The 16,881-nt window shown below is 60.2% G+C and carries 15 protein-coding genes; 8 read left to right on the plus strand and 7 right to left on the minus strand.

All coding sequences use genetic code 11. The features are described from left to right. The first annotated feature begins 207 nt into the window (after positions 1–207). The 4 genes from ACW55A_RS11570 (at position 208) to ACW55A_RS11585 (ending at position 4,936) form a co-directional block, all read left to right on the plus strand. Positions 208–1,455, plus strand: coding sequence for a 2-aminoadipate transaminase (locus ACW55A_RS11570; protein WP_455808213.1), 1,248 nt, complete (start codon positions 208–210; stop codon positions 1,453–1,455). Between the two features lie 23 nt (positions 1,456–1,478). Beyond that, entirely contained in the window at positions 1,479–2,870 is a 1,392-nt protein-coding gene (gene hglS, locus ACW55A_RS11575; protein ID WP_498811261.1) for a 2-oxoadipate dioxygenase/decarboxylase HglS, read from the plus strand. Positions 2,871–3,241: 371 nt separating this feature from the next. After that, entirely contained in the window at positions 3,242–3,547 is a 306-nt protein-coding gene (locus ACW55A_RS11580) for a hypothetical protein (RefSeq protein ID WP_455808215.1), read from the plus strand. 60 nt (positions 3,548–3,607) lie between these two features. Next, positions 3,608–4,936, plus strand: coding sequence for a DUF3100 domain-containing protein (locus tag ACW55A_RS11585; RefSeq protein ID WP_498811260.1), 1,329 nt, complete (start codon positions 3,608–3,610; stop codon positions 4,934–4,936). 25 nt (positions 4,937–4,961) lie between these two features. On the opposite strand, the gene ACW55A_RS11590 is transcribed toward ACW55A_RS11585, so the two are convergent. After that, positions 4,962–5,873, minus strand: a complete 912-nt coding sequence (locus tag ACW55A_RS11590; protein ID WP_003314779.1) for a LysR substrate-binding domain-containing protein — start codon at positions 5,871–5,873, stop codon at positions 4,962–4,964. A 129-nt stretch (positions 5,874–6,002) separates the two neighbouring features. On the opposite strand from ACW55A_RS11590, the gene ACW55A_RS11595 reads away from it, so the two are divergent. Then, a complete protein-coding gene (locus ACW55A_RS11595) occupies positions 6,003–7,379 on the plus strand; it encodes an L-serine ammonia-lyase (protein ID WP_003349229.1) in 1,377 nt (458 codons plus the stop codon). A 13-nt stretch (positions 7,380–7,392) separates the two neighbouring features. Here the strand turns inward: ACW55A_RS11595 and ACW55A_RS11600 are convergent, their stop codons facing one another. Next, positions 7,393–8,034 (minus strand): LysE family translocator, encoded by a 642-nt coding sequence (locus ACW55A_RS11600; protein WP_003434619.1) that lies wholly within the window; start codon positions 8,032–8,034, stop codon positions 7,393–7,395. A 6-nt stretch (positions 8,035–8,040) separates the two neighbouring features. Further along, the gene (locus ACW55A_RS11605; RefSeq protein WP_003434618.1) at positions 8,041–8,823 is read right to left on the minus strand and encodes a YqcI/YcgG family protein; all 783 of its coding nucleotides are present in this window, start codon (positions 8,821–8,823) and stop codon (positions 8,041–8,043) included. A 151-nt stretch (positions 8,824–8,974) separates the two neighbouring features. Between ACW55A_RS11605 and ACW55A_RS11610 the strand changes: the two genes are divergently transcribed. Then, entirely contained in the window at positions 8,975–9,901 is a 927-nt protein-coding gene (locus ACW55A_RS11610) for a LysR family transcriptional regulator (protein ID WP_032609679.1), read from the plus strand. 124 nt (positions 9,902–10,025) lie between these two features. Here the strand turns inward: ACW55A_RS11610 and ACW55A_RS11615 are convergent, their stop codons facing one another. From ACW55A_RS11615 to ACW55A_RS11625, 3 genes are read right to left on the minus strand one after another with little or no spacing between them, the layout of a single operon-like run. After that, on the minus strand, positions 10,026–11,183 hold the full coding sequence (locus ACW55A_RS11615) for a M20 aminoacylase family protein (protein ID WP_065349428.1): 1,158 nt from the start codon (positions 11,181–11,183) through the stop codon (positions 10,026–10,028). Positions 11,184–11,187: 4 nt separating this feature from the next. After that, positions 11,188–12,705 carry an aldehyde dehydrogenase family protein gene (locus ACW55A_RS11620; protein WP_455808217.1) on the minus strand — a complete coding sequence of 506 codons (1,518 nt, stop codon included), beginning with the start codon at positions 12,703–12,705 and terminating at the stop codon, positions 11,188–11,190. Positions 12,706–12,708: 3 nt separating this feature from the next. After that, positions 12,709–13,599 carry an NAD(P)-dependent oxidoreductase gene (locus ACW55A_RS11625; RefSeq protein WP_058397081.1) on the minus strand — a complete coding sequence of 297 codons (891 nt, stop codon included), beginning with the start codon at positions 13,597–13,599 and terminating at the stop codon, positions 12,709–12,711. A 161-nt stretch (positions 13,600–13,760) separates the two neighbouring features. On the opposite strand from ACW55A_RS11625, the gene ACW55A_RS11630 reads away from it, so the two are divergent. After that, a complete protein-coding gene (locus ACW55A_RS11630) occupies positions 13,761–14,666 on the plus strand; it encodes a LysR family transcriptional regulator (RefSeq protein WP_455808218.1) in 906 nt (301 codons plus the stop codon). Positions 14,667–14,769: 103 nt separating this feature from the next. Beyond that, positions 14,770–16,005 carry a zinc-dependent alcohol dehydrogenase gene (locus tag ACW55A_RS11635; RefSeq protein ID WP_455808219.1) on the plus strand — a complete coding sequence of 412 codons (1,236 nt, stop codon included), beginning with the start codon at positions 14,770–14,772 and terminating at the stop codon, positions 16,003–16,005. Between the two features lie 140 nt (positions 16,006–16,145). Here the strand turns inward: ACW55A_RS11635 and ACW55A_RS11640 are convergent, their stop codons facing one another. Next, the gene (locus ACW55A_RS11640) at positions 16,146–16,877 is read right to left on the minus strand and encodes an aspartate/glutamate racemase family protein (RefSeq protein WP_003369945.1); all 732 of its coding nucleotides are present in this window, start codon (positions 16,875–16,877) and stop codon (positions 16,146–16,148) included. Positions 16,878–16,881: the final 4 nt, after the last annotated feature.

Consider the following 16,881-nt stretch of genomic DNA (forward strand, 5'->3'; position numbering starts at 1 on the left):
GTATCAAGCTACCCAGGGTCGGGCTACAAACGACGTTTTTGAAAAACATGATTCCTTTTAGGAATGAACTCCTGATCGTTAATAGCCATAAAAGCCCTTACATCGGGAATTATTGGAATGACCCGGTGATTTTATTTCGTTTGCGAGCGCGGCCCGATGTTTGTTTGGATAAGGCCATCATGATCACCCGGAGTCAGGGCCAGGCCGATGAGCGAACACATCAGCGAATCCATTTCGTTTGTCCACAACATGACGCTGTCCCACGGCCGCAACGCCGAAGTCTGGGACACCACCGGCAAGCGCTATATCGACTTTGTCGGCGGCATCGGGGTGCTCAATCTGGGGCACTGCAACCCGCAGGTGGTCACGGCCATTCAGGATCAGGCGGCAAAGCTGACCCACTATTGCTTTAACGCCACGCCTCATGACCCGTATATCCGCTTCATGCAGCAGCTCACGCAATTCGTACCGGTCAGTTACCCCCTCAGCGGCATGCTCACCAACAGCGGTGCGGAAGCGGCCGAAAATGCGCTGAAGATCGTACGCGGCGCAACCGGCCGCACGGCGGTCATCGCCTTTGACGGCGGCTTTCATGGCCGAACACTGGCGACCCTGAACCTCAACGGCAAGGTAGCGCCCTATAAACAGAAAGTCGGCGTGCTGCCCGGTCCGGTCTTTCACATTCCGTTCCCCAGCAAGGACAACGGCGTGTCCACCGAGCAGGCGCTCAAGGCCATGGACCGACTGTTCAGCGTCGAGATCGACGTCAACGACGTGGGCTGCATCATCTTCGAACCGGTTCAGGGCGAAGGCGGTTTTCTGGCCATGCAGCCGGACTTTGCCCAGGCACTGCGAGCGTTCTGCGATAAACACGGCATCGTACTGGTCGCCGATGAAATTCAGTCCGGCTTCGGCCGTACCGGGCAGCGTTTTGCGTTCAGCCGCTTGGGCATCGAGCCGGATCTGATTCTGCTGGGCAAAAGCATTGCGGGCGGCATCCCGCTGGGCGCGGTGGTAGGTCGCAAGCAGTTGCTGGACAACCTGCCCAAGGGCGGCCTGGGCGGCACGTATTCCGGTAACCCGATCGGCTGCGCAGCGGGCCTCGCATCACTGGCGCAGATGACCGATGCCAACCTGTCCAGCTGGGGCGAGCAGCAGGAACACGCCATCGTTTCACGCTATGAAGCCTGGCGGGCGAGCAAACTGTCGCCGTATCTGGGCAGGCTGACCGGTGTTGGCTGCATGCGCGGTATCGAACTGATCACGCCGGAGGGCGAGCCCGGCACCCGACAGTTCGCCGAACTGCTGAGCTCAGCCAGGGACGCCGGGCTGCTACTGATGCCCAGTGGCAAGTCGCGGCACATCATCCGCCTGCTGATCCCGCTGACCATCGAGCCCGACGTGCTGCACGAAGGGCTGGATATTTTCGAGCGCTGCCTGGCAGCGCTGGCTTGAACCCGTACGGAGAAAACACCCTGATGAGCACAGCACGCTTTGCCGACCCGGACCAGATCCGCGCGGGCTTTTCTCGCGCCATGTCGCAGATGTACAAGCACGAAGTGCCGCTGTACGGCACGCTGATGGCGCTGGTGAGTGAAGTCAACGAACAGGTCATGAGCCATGACAGCAGTGTGCTGGACAGTTTGCGCCAGACCGGTGAAATCCAGCGCCTGGACATGGAACGGCACGGTGCAATCCGCGTCGGCACGGCACAGGAACTGGCCACCCTCGCCCGCCTGTTCGCGGTCATGGGCATGCAGCCGGTGGGTTACTACGACCTGAGCGCGGCCGGCGTGCCGGTTCACTCCACCGCCTTTCGCGCCGTGCATGAGCAGGCGCTGCAGGTCAGTCCGTTTCGCGTGTTCACCTCGTTGCTGCGTCTGGAACTGATCGAAAGCGACAGCCTGCGTGAGTTCGCCGGTCAGGTGCTGAGCAAACGCAGTATCTTCACGCCCGGCGCCCTGGCGTTGATCGACAAGCATGAAGCAGACGGCGGCTTGAGCGAAACCGATGCGGCCGAGTTCATTCAGCAGGCGCTGGAAACCTTTCGCTGGCACAACACGGCGACCGTTTCGCTTGACGACTACCAGAAGCTGAACACTCAGCATCGACTGATCGCCGATGTGGTGGCGTTTCGAGGTCCGCACATCAACCACCTGACGCCACGCACGCTGGACATTGATGCGGTTCAGGCCGGTATGCCCGGCAAAAGCATCACACCCAAGGCGGTGGTTGAAGGGCCGCCACGTCGCCAGTGCCCGATTCTGCTGCGCCAGACCAGCTTCAAGGCGCTGGAAGAACCGATTGCCTTCATGGGCCAGGGTGGCAGTCAGTCGGGCAGCCACTCGGCACGCTTCGGCGAGATCGAACAGCGTGGCGCTGCACTGACCCCCAAAGGTCGCGAGCTGTATGACCGGCTGCTGAACGAGGCCCGCGACGCGCTGGGCGAGTTCCCCAATGAGGCGAATGCCCTGCGCTATGCCGAGCTGCTGGAAAACACGTTCGAGGCGTTTCCGGACAGCCACGCTGAAATGCGCAGGCAGGGCCTGGCCTACTTCCGCTATTTCCCGACCGAATCAGGTATTGCCGAGCGTGCATCCGGCAGTCTGGAGCAGCTTGTCGAAGCAGGTCACGTGCGCTTCGAGCCACTGGTGTACGAAGACTTTTTGCCGGTCAGTGCGGCGGGCATTTTCCAGTCCAACCTGGGCGATAACGCACAGGCGCACTACGCGACGAATTCGAATCAGCAGGATTTCGAGCAGGCACTGGGACGCGGGACGCTCAACGAACTGGACCTGTATGCCGACACCCAGCGGCGCTCACTGGAGGAATGCGCCAAGGCGCTGGAACTGAGCAGTCCCGCCTACTGATTAGTGAGAGCGACAGGGGCTGCACGATAGTTGAGATCATCGTTCCTCACGCGCCGCGTGGGAATGCAGTTCACGACGCTCTGCGTCGCCAAGAGGACGCGGAGCGTCCAGAACGGCATGACGACGCGGAGCGTCGCACGATAATCGGATTGTCCGTGCAGATCGACGCAGCGCTTCGGCACGGAGTTGAGACTATCGTTCCTCACGCTCCGCGTGGGAATGCAGTTCACGACGCTCTGCGTCGCCAAGAGGACGCGGAGCGTCCGGAACGGCATGACGACGCGGAGCGTCGGCACGATAGCCAACATCGTCTTCGCGAACGAGTTCGCTCCTACGGCCTTCGGCCAGAATCAAAAGCGGACTTGTGCATAATGATGAGCGCTCTGCGTCACATTCCCTTAGCGTTCTGCGTTCTGTTTAAAGCAACGATAAATAAAATTCGCAATATTGGTGTGCAACCTCGTGCTATGCATACTGCGATTGCGTGTGGACAGCAAAGTGCCGTATTCAAAGGCTCATCCCTTCAAATAGCGCACCCGGTGATCCCCTTGCAAAGGCTCGAAGCAGCCTGGGTCTGGATCACATTCAGACCTCATAAAAATATCTGGCCGGATAACGGTCTCCATGACTTCATGGACTTTTCAACGCTGCCCTGGCGCTTCACCGCGCCGACCTGAAAAACAGAATAACGATTGATAAGGCCTGAAAAAGGCCATTCAGCAGGCAAGGGGATCATCATGCAAAACTCACACGCTGCAGTGTCGGGTGACAATCAGGCCGTTTCATCGACGGTGAAACTGTATGTCTGGGCCGCCATTATCCTCATCATTGCCGAAATGATCGGTGCCATCAGTATTCCGCTGGGCCCCGGCAAAGTGGTGCTGTTACCGATGGTCTGGGCGCTGCTGCTGGGCGCGATGATCGGCCTTGCCAGTCGCCGTATGCCAGGCACCATTGGCATCGACCACGGTACGCAATTGCGCTCGGCCTCCATCCTGCAACCTGCCCTGCTGATTTTCATCGCCAAGCTCGGCCTGGTGGTCGGCGGCTCGCTACCGGTGGTGTTCGCTTCCGGATGGGCGCTGATGTTTCAGGAGTTCGGCCACTTCATCGGCACCGTGGTGCTCGGTCTGCCGGTGGCGTTGATGCTCGGTATCAAGCGCGAAGCCATCGGTGCGACCTTCTCGGTCGGCCGTGAACCAAGCCTGGCAATCATCGGCGAACGCTATGGCATGGACTCTCCGGAGGGTCGCGGTGTATTGGCCGAATACCTGACGGGCACCCTGTTCGGCGCGCTGTTCATTGCGATTGTCGCCGGGTTTATCGCCAGCCTGGGGATCTTCCATCCCAACTCGCTGGCGATGGGCTCAGGCATCGGCTCGGGCAGCATGATGGCCGCCGCTGCCGGGGCGATTGCCGCGCAACAGACACCAGAAGTCGCCAAGGAAGTCATGACTCTGGCGGCAGCCTCGAACCTGATCACCACCACCATCGGCACCTACTTCACCCTGTTCATCTCCCTGCCACTGGCGGTCTGGGGCTACCGTGTGCTCGAGCCGCTGATCGGCCGCACCACCAAGGCGTCCATGAGCGAGGAAGGTCTGCGCCACAGCGACGTGTCGCTGGAGGTGCCGGAGCTGGGCTGGTCGGGCAAGATCAGTGCCTGGCTGGCGGCGGGTGTACTGGCGTTGATTGCCAACTATGTCGGCTACAAGACCCTGTCAGCCGATGCCCTCACCGGCATGGGCATCATGATTTTCTGCGCCTTCGCGGGTGAGGTGCTGTGCAACCTGCTTCGCCGCAAGATCCCCGCAGTGTGCATGGTGTCACTGGTAGCAATGTTCCTGACGTCGCCGGCCTGCCCCTGGGCCGCCGAGATTGCGCGAATCACTAGCTCGATCAACCTGCTGGCGGTCATTACCCCGATGCTGACCTTCGCCGGCCTGTCGATTGCCAAGGACCTCCCGGCTTTCCGCCGCCTGGGCTGGCGGATTGTGCTGGTGTCGTTCCTGGCCAACTTCGGTACGTTCATTGGCGCGGTATTGATCGCCGAGCTGTTTCATTGATTCGCACCGAATGATCCGGATCGAATCAGCCCAGCGCCTCGTTCACCAGCCAGTCATGCACTGCGCGACGTGACGGGGTGCTGAGCGCCCCTTCGCGATAGGCCAGCACGTATTTCTTTCTGGCCTTGATCGGATGGCCGAACGGCACGATCAGCAAGCCCTGCTCCAGCTCATCGGTGATCAGCGCCTTGCGCGCAATGGCCACGCCCATCCCCATACGCGCGGCGTCGATGGTCAGATGATTACGATTGAACGTGTGGCCGCGACGCACATCGATGCCATCGGCACCGATGGCCGTCAGGTAGAACTCCCACTCCGCATATTCATAGCTGCCGCGCCAGGCGGTGATGTCGTGCAGCAACGGGAAGTGCACCAGCTGACTCGGCGTATCCAGCGGCGGCTTGCCCACCAGCAGGTCAGGCGAGCAGACCGCAAACAGCTCCTCCTCCAGCAAGGGCGTAGTCGACAACCCCGGATAGCTGCCGTCGTTCAGGTCGATGGCCAGATCGAAATCGTCATCACGCAACGACCCGCTGCTGTCCTCGGCAATGATCCGCAACTGGATGTCCGGAAACGCCGCCTGCAAGCGTGGCAGGCGCGGCATCAGCCATTTGCTCAGGAATGATGGAATGCAGCGCAGCTTGAACACCCCGCCGATACGCCCGGAATACAGCAGGCGCAGTTCTTCGCTGATACGGCTCTGCACTTCGTTGGCGACCACCGCCAGACGCTGACCTTCAGCGGTCAGCTCAAGCCCGCGCCCGACCCGGTGAAACAGCGCAAAGCCCAGGCGCTCCTCGAGCTGGCGCATCTGCTGACTGATCGCGCCGGGGGTGACGTGCAATTCTTCCGCGCAGCGGGTGAAGGACAGGTGACGGGCCGCGCAGGCGAACACCTGTAGCCAGGCGTGCATCTGTGCGTTGAAGATTCTGCTCATTGAAGAGTTCCGCTAAAGCGTTGCATAGCAACAATCGTTTGTCGTTTCGACAGCCGAAGCCAAAGATGAGTAACAGAAAAAGGGGAATACCAAATTCCCGTGCATCATCTCACCTGAAGGACCTTCGTGATGGCTATCAGCGTCTTCGACATGTTCAAAATCGGCATCGGGCCGTCCAGTTCCCACACCGTAGGGCCAATGCGCGCCGGTGCGCTGTTCGTGACCGAGCTGCGCAACCACAACCGGTTGCACAGCGTAGAACGGATCGAGGTGCGATTGTACGGTTCTCTGTCGGCCACGGGCATCGGTCACGGCAGCGATCGCGCAACAGTCATGGGCCTGATGGGTGAGTGGCCGGACCAGATCGACCCCAGTCAGGTCAACCAGCGCATCGACGCGCTGCGTGCCGATAACCAGCTGATGCTGGCGGGCGAACAGGCCATCACCTTCGTCTGGGAGCGGGACATGTGCCTGCTCGATGAAAGCCTCCCCTACCACCCCAACGGCATGACCCTGTGTGCCTACGGCAAGAACGGCGAACTCCACGAGCAGACCTACTATTCGGTGGGCGGCGGTTTTGTGATCGACGCCGAACAGGCCGCCAGCGGCGTGCTGGACAACGACACAACCGTCCTGCCCTACGATTTTTTCAGCGGCGCGCAGTTGCTCAAGCTGTGCAAGACCCACGGCATGAGCATTTCCGAACTGATGATGGCCAACGAGAAGGTCTGGCGCAGCGAGGAAGAAATCCGCGAGAAGATCATGGTGATCTGGGCCGCGATGCGCGCCTGCGTCGACAAGGGCCTGGTGGAAACCGGCATCCTGCCCGGTGGCCTGAACGTGCGGCGGCGTGCCTACCGCCTGCATCAGAACCTGCAGAACCTCGATAACCCCAACGTGATCGGCTCGACGCTGAGCGCCATGGAATGGGTCAACCTGTTCGCCCTCGCGGTCAACGAAGAAAACGCCGCAGGCGGGCGCATGGTGACGGCGCCCACCAACGGCGCGGCTGGCATCGTACCTGCCGTGCTGCACTACTTCATGAAATTCAAACCCACGGCCAATGACGATGACGTGGTGCGCTTTTTCCTGAGCGCCGCTGCGGTCGGCATTCTGTGCAAGAAAAACGCCTCGATTTCCGGTGCCGAAGTCGGTTGTCAGGGTGAGGTAGGATCGGCCTGCGCGATGGCCGCCGCCGGTCTGGCAGAGATCCTCGGCGCAACGCCCGAGCAGGTGGAGAACGCTGCCGAGATTGGCCTGGAACATAATCTGGGGCTGACCTGCGATCCGGTCGGCGGGCTGGTGCAGATCCCCTGCATCGAGCGCAATGCGATTGCTGCCGTGAAGGCCATCAATGCCGCCCAGATGGCCCTGCGCGGCGACGGCGAGCATCACATCTCGCTGGACCACGCCATCCGCACCATGCGCGACACCGGCGCCGACATGCACGACAAATACAAGGAAACCTCACGCGGCGGCCTAGCGGTCAACCTGATCGAGTGCTGATGGGCGCAGGCGTTTACTGATTCAACAGTGTCGAGCCCGAATAGAGGATCCCGCCCAGCGCGATCAGCAGCAAGGTCACGCTGGAGGCGACTTCGATCTTGCGCTTGTACTTCAAGGCCAGTTTCTGGCGCATCAGGAAGATATAGGCGAACAGGATAGACAGATCAATGATGATCCACAGCAACGACAACAAGGCGATGCTGCCCTTGAACGATTCGGTGACGTGAATGAACTGCGGGAAAAACGAGACGAAGAAGATGATGTCCTTCGGATTGGAAATTCCGACCAGAAAACCGGTCACCAGCCCGCTGTGCCTGCTATGCGCAGGCATCGGCGCTGGCGCTGTTTCAGGCCGCGACGGGGCGTAACGCAACGCCTGTTCCAGCGCCTGCACCGACAGGTAAGCGATGAAGAAACAGCCCACCAGGCTGATCCAGTTGAGCATGCTTACGCTCACCGACAGTGTTCCCGTCAGAATCAATGCCGCGACCAACACCAGCACCAGTGACGCCCAGTTGGTGCCCAGCGCCGTCAACATCGCGCGTTTCGGCCCGCACGCCAGGCTGGTGTTGACGATCAGTGCCACCACCGGACCAGGGGTGATGATCAGCATGAACACGCTGAACATGTAGATCAGCAGCAACGATATATCCATGGGTACTCAACGCTCGTTCAAATGGTCAGTCTTGTCGACTTTGATGTGCAGAGGACAACGGGACAGTGAAAGCCCGCCTTCTTCATACAGTTGATATTGCTTCCATTCCAGGCTGCTACGGTCGCCGAAAAAACCCAGCGTGTCGGGTACCACGCCGTTGTTGTAATCGGCGATTCGCTGGCGAATCTTTTCCCTGACCTTGCGACCACTTTCCGTCTCGGCGCTTGCCACCTCGTCAAAGTTCTCCCGAGGGTTGACCACAAACACAATGTGCCCACCCAGCGAACGGCTTTTCATCGCGCTGTGACGGGGAAAGCTCATGTTGATGAACATCGGCAGTCCGGCGAAGTGATAGGTCCACTCAAACACTTCAGGGTCTGTGCAGGCGTTGGCCGGCCAGGGCGATCGGTCACCTTCATGTAAATGTTGCAGGGTGGCCCAGGCATAGGCCTGTTCTTCGGCCAGGCTGTTGAAATCGGTTTTCTCGAAAATGACAATCAACGGGTTGAACAGGCGATCTTCAAGGGGTGTGTCATTAACGAACTTCACGTACGCTTCCATGCCGTCACGTAGCGCTTGTTGCTCATTCTCACAGGGGATGAACAGCAGCAGACAACTTCCGGACTTGTTGGCACGGCGTCCAAACAGACAAGGGAAGCCCTTGTCACTCAGCACCTGCTCGAATTGCCTGTAAGCCTGAACCCGCCAGCCCATTTCCAGGGCGGTGTCACTTTCCAGCAAATGTCTTACAACAGATTGGCGCAACAGCTTTTCGGACTTGGGCAGCATATTCCCTCACGCACGCAGCAGATAAGAACACCGCCTTATTGTTTGATTTTTACGACAGTGGACGAGCCGGCGATTCTGACCGGAGACGCGTGCGCGGAAAAATGGAAAAAGGTGTAACCTACTATGACAAATAATCATGGTTAGTTATCACATGACTGAACGTATACCGCCTCTTTACGCGCTGAGAGCCTTTGAAGTAGCGGCCCGATCATGCTCATTTACGCGTGCTGCGCAGGAGCTATCTCTTACCCAGAGTGCCATCAGCCGTCATATTCGTACCCTGGAAGAAACCCTTGGCTGTCGATTGTTCGAGCGCAATGGCCCGCGGCTTTCGCTCAGTGACGAGGGCCGGCGGCTGTCCAGCCAGCTCAAGATCGGCTTCCGGATTATCGAGGACGCTTGCCAGCCCTTCCGGGGTCAGGGCGCGAATCTGCGCCTCAAATCACCGTCCACCCTGACCATGCGCTGGCTGCTGCACGCGCTGGAGTCCTTCAAAAAGCCTGCGCCCGCCCTGCCGGTTCAGCTGTCCAGCGTGTGGATGGACTTTGATAGCGTGGACTTCTATTCGGAGCCTTTCGACTGCGCGATTCTGCTGGGCAATGGCAACTTTGGTGCCGAGGTGGAAACCTGCAAGCTGTTCGATGAGTGGCTGATCCCGATCTGCTCGGCAGACACGTTAGGCGACCAGCCGTGGGGAACAGAGAGGCTGCAGGCCGCTGAACTTATCCATCCGTCCAGCGACCGCCGCGACTGGCGGCGCTGGCTAAACCGGATGGACCTCTCCGGTCAGGTGACGTTGAGCAAAGGCAAGGTGTTCGACACGCTTGATCAGGGCATTACCGCCGCGGTCAGAGGGCACGGTGTGTCGATTGGCGATCTGTTTCTAGTCGCTGATGACCTGAACGAAGGCCAGGTTTTTCTGCCGTTCAACTCGGCGGTTGGCACCGGAGATGCCTATTACCTGGTCTGGCTGCAGGACAGCTTCAAGCGCCAGCGAGTACTGGAACTGCGCGACCACCTGCTGACCTGCCTGCCGGACATATCCGGTATTGCAGTGGAATTGCTCGCGGCACCTTGACGGAGTCCGTTTCCGGTGGGAGTGAGCTTGCTCACGAAGAGGCCAGTAAATCCCATAAAAAAGGGCGTCTGGACCATTGCTTTCGTGAGCAAGCTCACTCCTACGACATATGTATGCGAGCCATTCAACTCAGCGGCAAACACTGCTCCACCAGCGAGGTCCAGACCGCAACGCCGGGTTCGATGACCTGGTCGTTGAAGTCGTAGTACGGATTGTGCAACGCCGCCGACGGCTTCTCGCCGTCGACGCCCATCCAAATGTAGGCACCCGGACAGGCATGCAGCATGAAGGCGAAGTCTTCGGAGGCCATCGACGGGTTGCAGCCCCACTGCACGTTGGCCTCGCCCACTGCAGCGACCGCTGCACGACGGATCGTGGCTGCTGCTTCGACATGGTTTTCGGTCACCGGGTAGCCGACGTTGTAAACCAGTTCGCCGCGCACGCCGAAGGCCGTCGGCAAACGCTCGACGAACTCGCCGATCAATCGCTGGACCTTTTCCCGCACAGGGGTTTGCAGGCAACGCACGGTGCCACGCAGCGTGGCGGTTTCCGGGATCACGTTGATCGCCTCACCGGCATTGAACTGAGTGATGCTGACCACCGCCGAGTCGAGCGGTGACAGGCGCCGGGAGACAATGGTTTGCAGCCCCAGCACCAGCTCGGCTGCGGCCACGATCGGATCATTGCCCTTGTCCGGCATGGCCGCGTGGCTGCCCTTGCCGGTCAGGGTGATTTCAAAGGTGTCGAGCGAGGCCATCATCGGACCCGGATTGATCACAACCTTGCCCGCAGGCACACCCGGCCAGTTGTGCAGGCCGTAGATGGCTTCCATCGGAAAGCGCTCGAACAGCCCGTCTTCGATCATTCGCTGTGCGCCGCCGAGGTTCTCTTCGGCAGGCTGGAAGACGAAATGCACCGTGCCGCGAAAGCGGCGAGTCTCGGCCAGATGCCTGGCGGTGGCCAGCAGGATCGCGGTGTGGCCATCGTGACCGCAGGCGTGCATGCAGCCCTTGTGGGTCGACTTGTGAACGCTGTCGCCCAGCTCCTGAATCGGCAAGGCATCCATGTCGGCACGCAGGCCGATGGTCGGCCCGTCACCATTACGCAGGGTGCCAACCACGCCAGTGCCGCCCAGACCTCGGTGGATCTCGATGCCGAAACCGCTCAGCAACTCAGCCACCTTGTCAGAGGTTTTCAGCTCCTGGAACCCCAGTTCCGGCGCGGCGTGGAGGGTGCGGCGCCACACGGTGGCTTCGTCAATCAACGTCTTTGAAATGGACATGTGCTTACTCCAGACTCGCGCCGTAGCCAAAGCTGGCGGCTGGCTTGGCGGCGGTTTCGACCCAGACGCTTTTCACTTCACTGTACTCGCGCAGGGCATCCAGACCGGAAGACCGGCCATAACCACTCTCACCATAGCCGCCGAACGGCGAACTGACGTGAATCGTCTTGTAACCGTTGACCCAGAAGGTCCCCGCTCGCACTTGCTTTGCAACGCGGTGAGCGCGGCCGACATCGCGGGTCCAGACACCACCGGCCAGACCGAAACGACTGTCGTTGGCGATGCGGATCGCGTCCTCTTCGTCCTTGAATGGAATCGCCACTACCACCGGGCCGAAGATTTCTTCCTGCGCGCAATACAGCGCGTTGGTGCCCGCCAGAACGGTCGGGTTGATGTAGTAACCGGGCTTTTCCGGGATCGGATCAGCGTGCTCGCCCACCAGTTTTGCGCCGTCCTTGAGCGCCTGCTCGACCATGTTTTTCACATGACTGTATTGCTTGGCGTTGTTGATCGGGCCGATCTGGGTTTCCGGATCGCTCGGGTCACCGACCTTGAACTGCGTCGCAGCCACCGCCAGGGCATTGGTGAACTTCTCGAAGATCGACTCCTGCACCAACAGGCGCGAACCGGAAACACAGCTCTGCCCGGCACCGGAGAAGATCGCAGCCTGGGCACCGCGCAAGGCGACTTCCAGGTCGGCATCGTCGAACACGATATTGGCCGACTTGCCGCCCAGTTCCAGCACCGCAGGAATGCAACGCTGCGCCGCTGCCACAGCGATATGCCGGCCAGTGGCGGGTGAGCCGACGAACACCACCTTGCGAATGTCAGCCTTGGCAATGAACGCCTGGCCGATGGAATGACCGAAACCGGCAATCACGTTGACCAGCCCTTTCGGCACGCCGGCACGCTCGATCAGCACGCCGACCATCAGCGAGCTGAGCGGGGTCAGTTCCGACGGTTTGAGAATGACCGCGTTGCCCGCTGCAATCGCCGGGGCGATCTGCCAGCCGCAGGTGAAGATCGGCGCATTCCAGGGCGTAATCTGCAACACCGTGCCCAGTGGTTCGTAGGTCACATAGTTCAGGTGCGTGGTCGGCACCGGGATGATTTCGCCGTGCAGCTTGTCCGCCCAACCGGCGTAATACTCGAACATCTCGGCCACTTTGAGCACTTCGACACGCGCATCGCGGATCGGCTTGTTGGCGGTCAGGGATTCAATCTGAGCGAGGTTTTCCAGCTCTTCACGAATCAGATTGCCCACCTGATACATGGCGCGGCCACGCGCCTGAGCGGTCAGTGCCCACCATTGTTGTTGTGCAGCCCTGGCGGCCTTGTCGGCCACTTCGACCAACGACTCGTCGGCATCCGGGAAACTCAGCAACAGGCTGTCGTCATGGGCATTGCGCACTTCGACGGGCGCGCCGTGACCTTCGATGAACTGGCCACCTACGTAGCTGGCGATGACACTGCGATCGCCCCAGTAAGGACGCATCAGTTCGAGGATTTTTGCAGTGCTCATCGCTTATTCTCCATGACCGTAAAGTTTGCCATCGGTGCGTTGCACGATGGCGCAGAAGTCTTCATTGTCCGCCAGGGTTTCACTGCTGGCCTGCCACAATTGTGCGACGACGCGCGACAGCGGCAGGTCCATGTCCAGGCTGTCCGCCAGATCGCTGGCCAGGCCAACGTCCTTGCGCATCAGGCCCATGGTGAAACCCGAGTCATAGGCCTTGTTGAGTACCCAGGTCGGGAACATCACTTGCGTGGCACCGCTGCGTCCGGAACCGGCATTCAGGCCCTGCAGAAGTTTTTCTGGATCGACCCCTGCACGCGCGGCCATCGCCACGGCTTCGGCAGTGCTGATCAGGTGACAGGCGGCGAGCATGTTGTTGGCGATCTTGGCGACATTGCCTGCGCCACATTGCCCGACGTGCACGCGTGTCCCGCTCATGCCTTCCAGGATTGGCATAGCGCGCGCCAGGTCGGCGTCCTCGGCACCGATGACCATCGACATGGTGCCGGTGGCTGCGCCTTTCGGGCCGCCAGACACCGGCGCGTCGATGAACGCGATGCCGTTCTTCGCCAGTTCGGCGGCGACCTTGCGGCTCATTTCCGGCGTTGACGTCGTGGTATCGACGACGATAAGGCCCTTGCGACCCACTTCGTTGATGCCACCCGCGCCGAGGCACACCGATTCCACATGCTCGGCCTTGGGCAGCGAGAGGATCAGAATGTCCACGCCTTGAATCAGTTGCGTGCGATCGGCAACCGGCTTGACGCCCTTGCTTTCGGCCTGGGCCAGTGCGGCCTGCGACAGGTCGAAGCCGCTGACATCAAAGCCCTTGCCCGCCAGCGTCGCAGCCATGCCGCCGCCCATGTTGCCCAATCCGATCACACCTGCTTTCAAAGTCATGTCTGCATCCCGATCAAAGATTTTGTACGAATTAGAGGATGACGCTGCGGGCCCTTTCGGTCTGCAATGTGCTGATGATTCGAGTATGGACAGCGCTCTCCCCTCTCAGCAATAATCCAAAAATCGAATTTATGTTGCCTTTAGCGCAACACTGGAAGCCCATGAGCCTCGTTCAAGATCGACGCATCCTGTATTTTTTCGAAGCCGTACGCTTGGGCAGCGTTCGGGCTGCTGCCGACTTCCTCAACGTTGCGCCTTCGGCGGTCAGCCGTCAGATCGCGCAACTGGAACAGGAGCTGGGCTCTCCACTGCTGGAGCGTCATCGACGCGGCGTCAAACCGACCGAGGCGGGCGACAAGGTGTTGGCCTACTACCGCCAGCGTCTGACGCAGCAGGAGGTCCTGCTGGATTCGATTCAGGCTCTGAAAGGCTTGCACAGCGGCTCGGTGACGCTGGTCTCCGGAGAGGGGTTTCTGGAAAGTCTCGCGCAGCCGCTGGCCCGGTTTTCCGAGCTGTACCCTAGGATCGAACTGATCGTGAACGTGTGTGGCAGCAACGAAGTGATTCGCCAGGTGGTCGAGGATGAAGCGCACATCGGCCTGGTCTTCAACCCGGCTGCCGACCCGAAAATCCGCTCGCATGCGCATCAGCGTCAACCGGTCTGTGTGATCACCGCGCCGAATCATCCGCTGGCGGAAGAACCAGGCCCGATAAAGCTCCAGGCACTTGAAGACTACCGTGTCGCCCTGCCCGCAGTGTCTTACGGTATCCGCCAGATTCTGCTGCAAGCCGAGCACCAGTTGGGCATCACTGTGCAGCCGACGCTGACCTGCAGCACTTTCGCCATGCTCAAGCATTTCGCCATGCAGGGTGGCGTCACGCTGCTGCCGACCTTTGTCGTGGAGGAAGAAATAAAGACCGGAACATTGCGGGCCCTGCCCTTGCAGCATGAGGTGTTCAGCACCCCGCAGACCCACCTGATCAGCCGCCTGGGCCGTCAACTGAGTGTCGGCGCCAACCGCCTGATGGGCATGCTGTTGCAGGATATGACGGCGTTCCGCAACTGACCTACCGTTAGTCCCACGTCAACCAATCGCGCTGAACCAACAAAAATCTCATGGTTCATCTTCAGTAACGGAGCGGAATTCCTGCTGCCATTGAGGATTAACCATGAGAGCCTTGACTTACCACGGTGCGAACAATGTGAAGGTCGACACGGTGCCGGACCCCGTGATCGAGCAGGCGGATGACATCATTCTGCGCGTAACCGCGACGGCTATCTGCGGTTCCGACCTGCACTTGTATCGCGGCAAAATCCCTACGGTTGAACATGGCGACATTTTCGGTCACGAGTTCATGGGCGTCGTGGAAGAAACCGGCTCGGCCGTCACGGCCGTGGCCAAAGGCGATCGCGTGGTGATCCCGTTCGTCATCGCCTGCGGCAGCTGTTTTTTCTGCAACATCGACCTGTTCGCGGCCTGCGAAACCACCAACACCGGACGTGGCGCGATTCTTAACAAAAAGTCGATTCCACCAGGCGCGGCGCTATTCGGCTTCAGCCATCTGTATGGCGGCGTCCCGGGCGGCCAGGCTGAATACGTGCGCGTGCCCAAGGCCAATGTCGGTCCGTTCAAGGTGCCGGGCATGCTGGCTGACGAGAAGGTTCTGTTCCTCTCCGATATTCTCCCCACCGCCTGGCAGGCTGTACTCAACGCCGGGATAGGCCAAGGCTCGACTGTTGCCATTTATGGGGCTGGCCCGGTCGGCCTGATGAGCGCAGCGTGCGCAAAAATGCTCGGTGCGGAGAAGATCTTCATGGTAGATCACCACCCGTACCGTCTGGCCTATGCGCAGAAAACCTACGGCGTGATCCCGATCAACTTCGACGAAGATGATGATCCGGCCGACACGATCATCCGCCAGACTGCTGGCATGCGTGGCGTGGACGGCGTTGTGGATGCGGTGGGTTTCGAGGCCAAGGGCAGCACCACTGAAACCATCCTGGCCACGCTGAAGCTGGAAGGCAGCAGCGGCAAGGCATTGCGTCAGTGCATCGCGGCGGTAAGACGTGGCGGCGTGGTCAGTGTGCCAGGCGTATATGCCGGTTTCATCCACGGCTTCATGTTCGGCGATGCGTTCGACAAGGGCCTGACCTTCAAGATGGGCCAGACCCACGTGCATCGCTTCATGCCTGAACTGCTGGAACACATTGAGGCCGGCCGCCTGGAGCCCGAAGCTATCATCACGCACCGGATGTCACTGGAAGATGCGGCGAAGGGCTACAAGCTGTTCGACAAGAAGGAAGAGGATTGCCGTAAGGTCATCCTGACGCCCGGCAACAACACGATTGTGGTGCCCGACGACACGACCGAAGCCTTGGTCGGGGGTGGCGTGCCGGCTATGTGAGATACAAGTTCGCTTTTGATTCTGGCCTGAGGCCGCAGGAGCAAACCTGTTCGCGAACGGTATTCAGACGATGAATGTTCATCGTTCATGCCGCCCCTTTCGCGAACACGTTCGCTCCTACGCCCTTCGGGCAGAAGCCATCAACGGCTCAGGTAGGCAAACCGGCCTTTGAACGGTTTGCCGATGGGGTCGGCCAGGTCGCCGTGTTTGCTGGTGGTCAGGCCCAGATCCACCAGCGATTCGGCCAGTTTCACCGCCGCAGCCACGCCGTCGATGACCGGCAGGCCGATCGCTTCGCTCAGCTGCCTGCCCAGATCCGCCATCCCGCCGCAACCCAGCACAATGGCTCCCGCCCCTTCGTCATCACGGGCGCGACGGGCTTGTTCGGCCATGCATTCGATGAGCTCCGGCCCGCTTTCCTCCAGCGCCAGCACCGGCAGATCGATACAGCGCACCGATGTGCATAATTCACTGAAGCCATAACGCTGCAGCAGATGTTCGGCGATGATCCGGGTGCGGGTCAGTGTGGTGACCACGGCGAAACGGGTAGAAATCAGGCTGGCCATGTGAAAAGCCGCTTCGGCGATACCGATCACCGGGGCGCTGGCGTACTCGCGTGCCGCCAGCAGGCCGGGGTCGCCGAAACAGGCGATGATGTGCGCGTCGACCTGCTGCTCACGGCCTTTGCGTATTTCTTCCAGCACGCCAAGGGTAGCGATCGCTTCGTCAAAATGACCTTCGATAGACACCGGGCCATCATCGGGGCTGCACGCAAGAATCTGCGTACCGGGGCGCGCAATGGCTTGCGCCGCGAGGCCAATCTTGTGGGTCATGGCTTCGCTGGTGTTGGGGTTGATTACTTGAATACGCACCGGA

It is taken from the genome of Plantibacter cousiniae (nom. nud.), assembly GCF_977070315.1.

Coding starts and splice junctions, on each gene's coding strand:
- ACW55A_RS11570 (WP_455808213.1), top strand. CDS start 208: ATGAGCGAACACATCAGCGAATCCATTTCGTTTGTCCACAACATGACG.
- hglS (WP_498811261.1), top strand. CDS start 1,479: ATGAGCACAGCACGCTTTGCCGACCCGGACCAGATCCGCGCGGGCTTT.
- ACW55A_RS11580 (WP_455808215.1), top strand. CDS start 3,242: ATGATGAGCGCTCTGCGTCACATTCCCTTAGCGTTCTGCGTTCTGTTT.
- ACW55A_RS11585 (WP_498811260.1), top strand. CDS start 3,608: ATGCAAAACTCACACGCTGCAGTGTCGGGTGACAATCAGGCCGTTTCA.
- ACW55A_RS11590 (WP_003314779.1), bottom strand. CDS start 5,873: ATGAGCAGAATCTTCAACGCACAGATGCACGCCTGGCTACAGGTGTTC.
- ACW55A_RS11595 (WP_003349229.1), top strand. CDS start 6,003: ATGGCTATCAGCGTCTTCGACATGTTCAAAATCGGCATCGGGCCGTCC.
- ACW55A_RS11600 (WP_003434619.1), bottom strand. CDS start 8,034: ATGGATATATCGTTGCTGCTGATCTACATGTTCAGCGTGTTCATGCTG.
- ACW55A_RS11605 (WP_003434618.1), bottom strand. CDS start 8,823: ATGCTGCCCAAGTCCGAAAAGCTGTTGCGCCAATCTGTTGTAAGACAT.
- ACW55A_RS11610 (WP_032609679.1), top strand. CDS start 8,975: ATGACTGAACGTATACCGCCTCTTTACGCGCTGAGAGCCTTTGAAGTA.
- ACW55A_RS11615 (WP_065349428.1), bottom strand. CDS start 11,183: ATGTCCATTTCAAAGACGTTGATTGACGAAGCCACCGTGTGGCGCCGC.
- ACW55A_RS11620 (WP_455808217.1), bottom strand. CDS start 12,705: ATGAGCACTGCAAAAATCCTCGAACTGATGCGTCCTTACTGGGGCGAT.
- ACW55A_RS11625 (WP_058397081.1), bottom strand. CDS start 13,599: ATGACTTTGAAAGCAGGTGTGATCGGATTGGGCAACATGGGCGGCGGC.
- ACW55A_RS11630 (WP_455808218.1), top strand. CDS start 13,761: ATGAGCCTCGTTCAAGATCGACGCATCCTGTATTTTTTCGAAGCCGTA.
- ACW55A_RS11635 (WP_455808219.1), top strand. CDS start 14,770: ATGAGAGCCTTGACTTACCACGGTGCGAACAATGTGAAGGTCGACACG.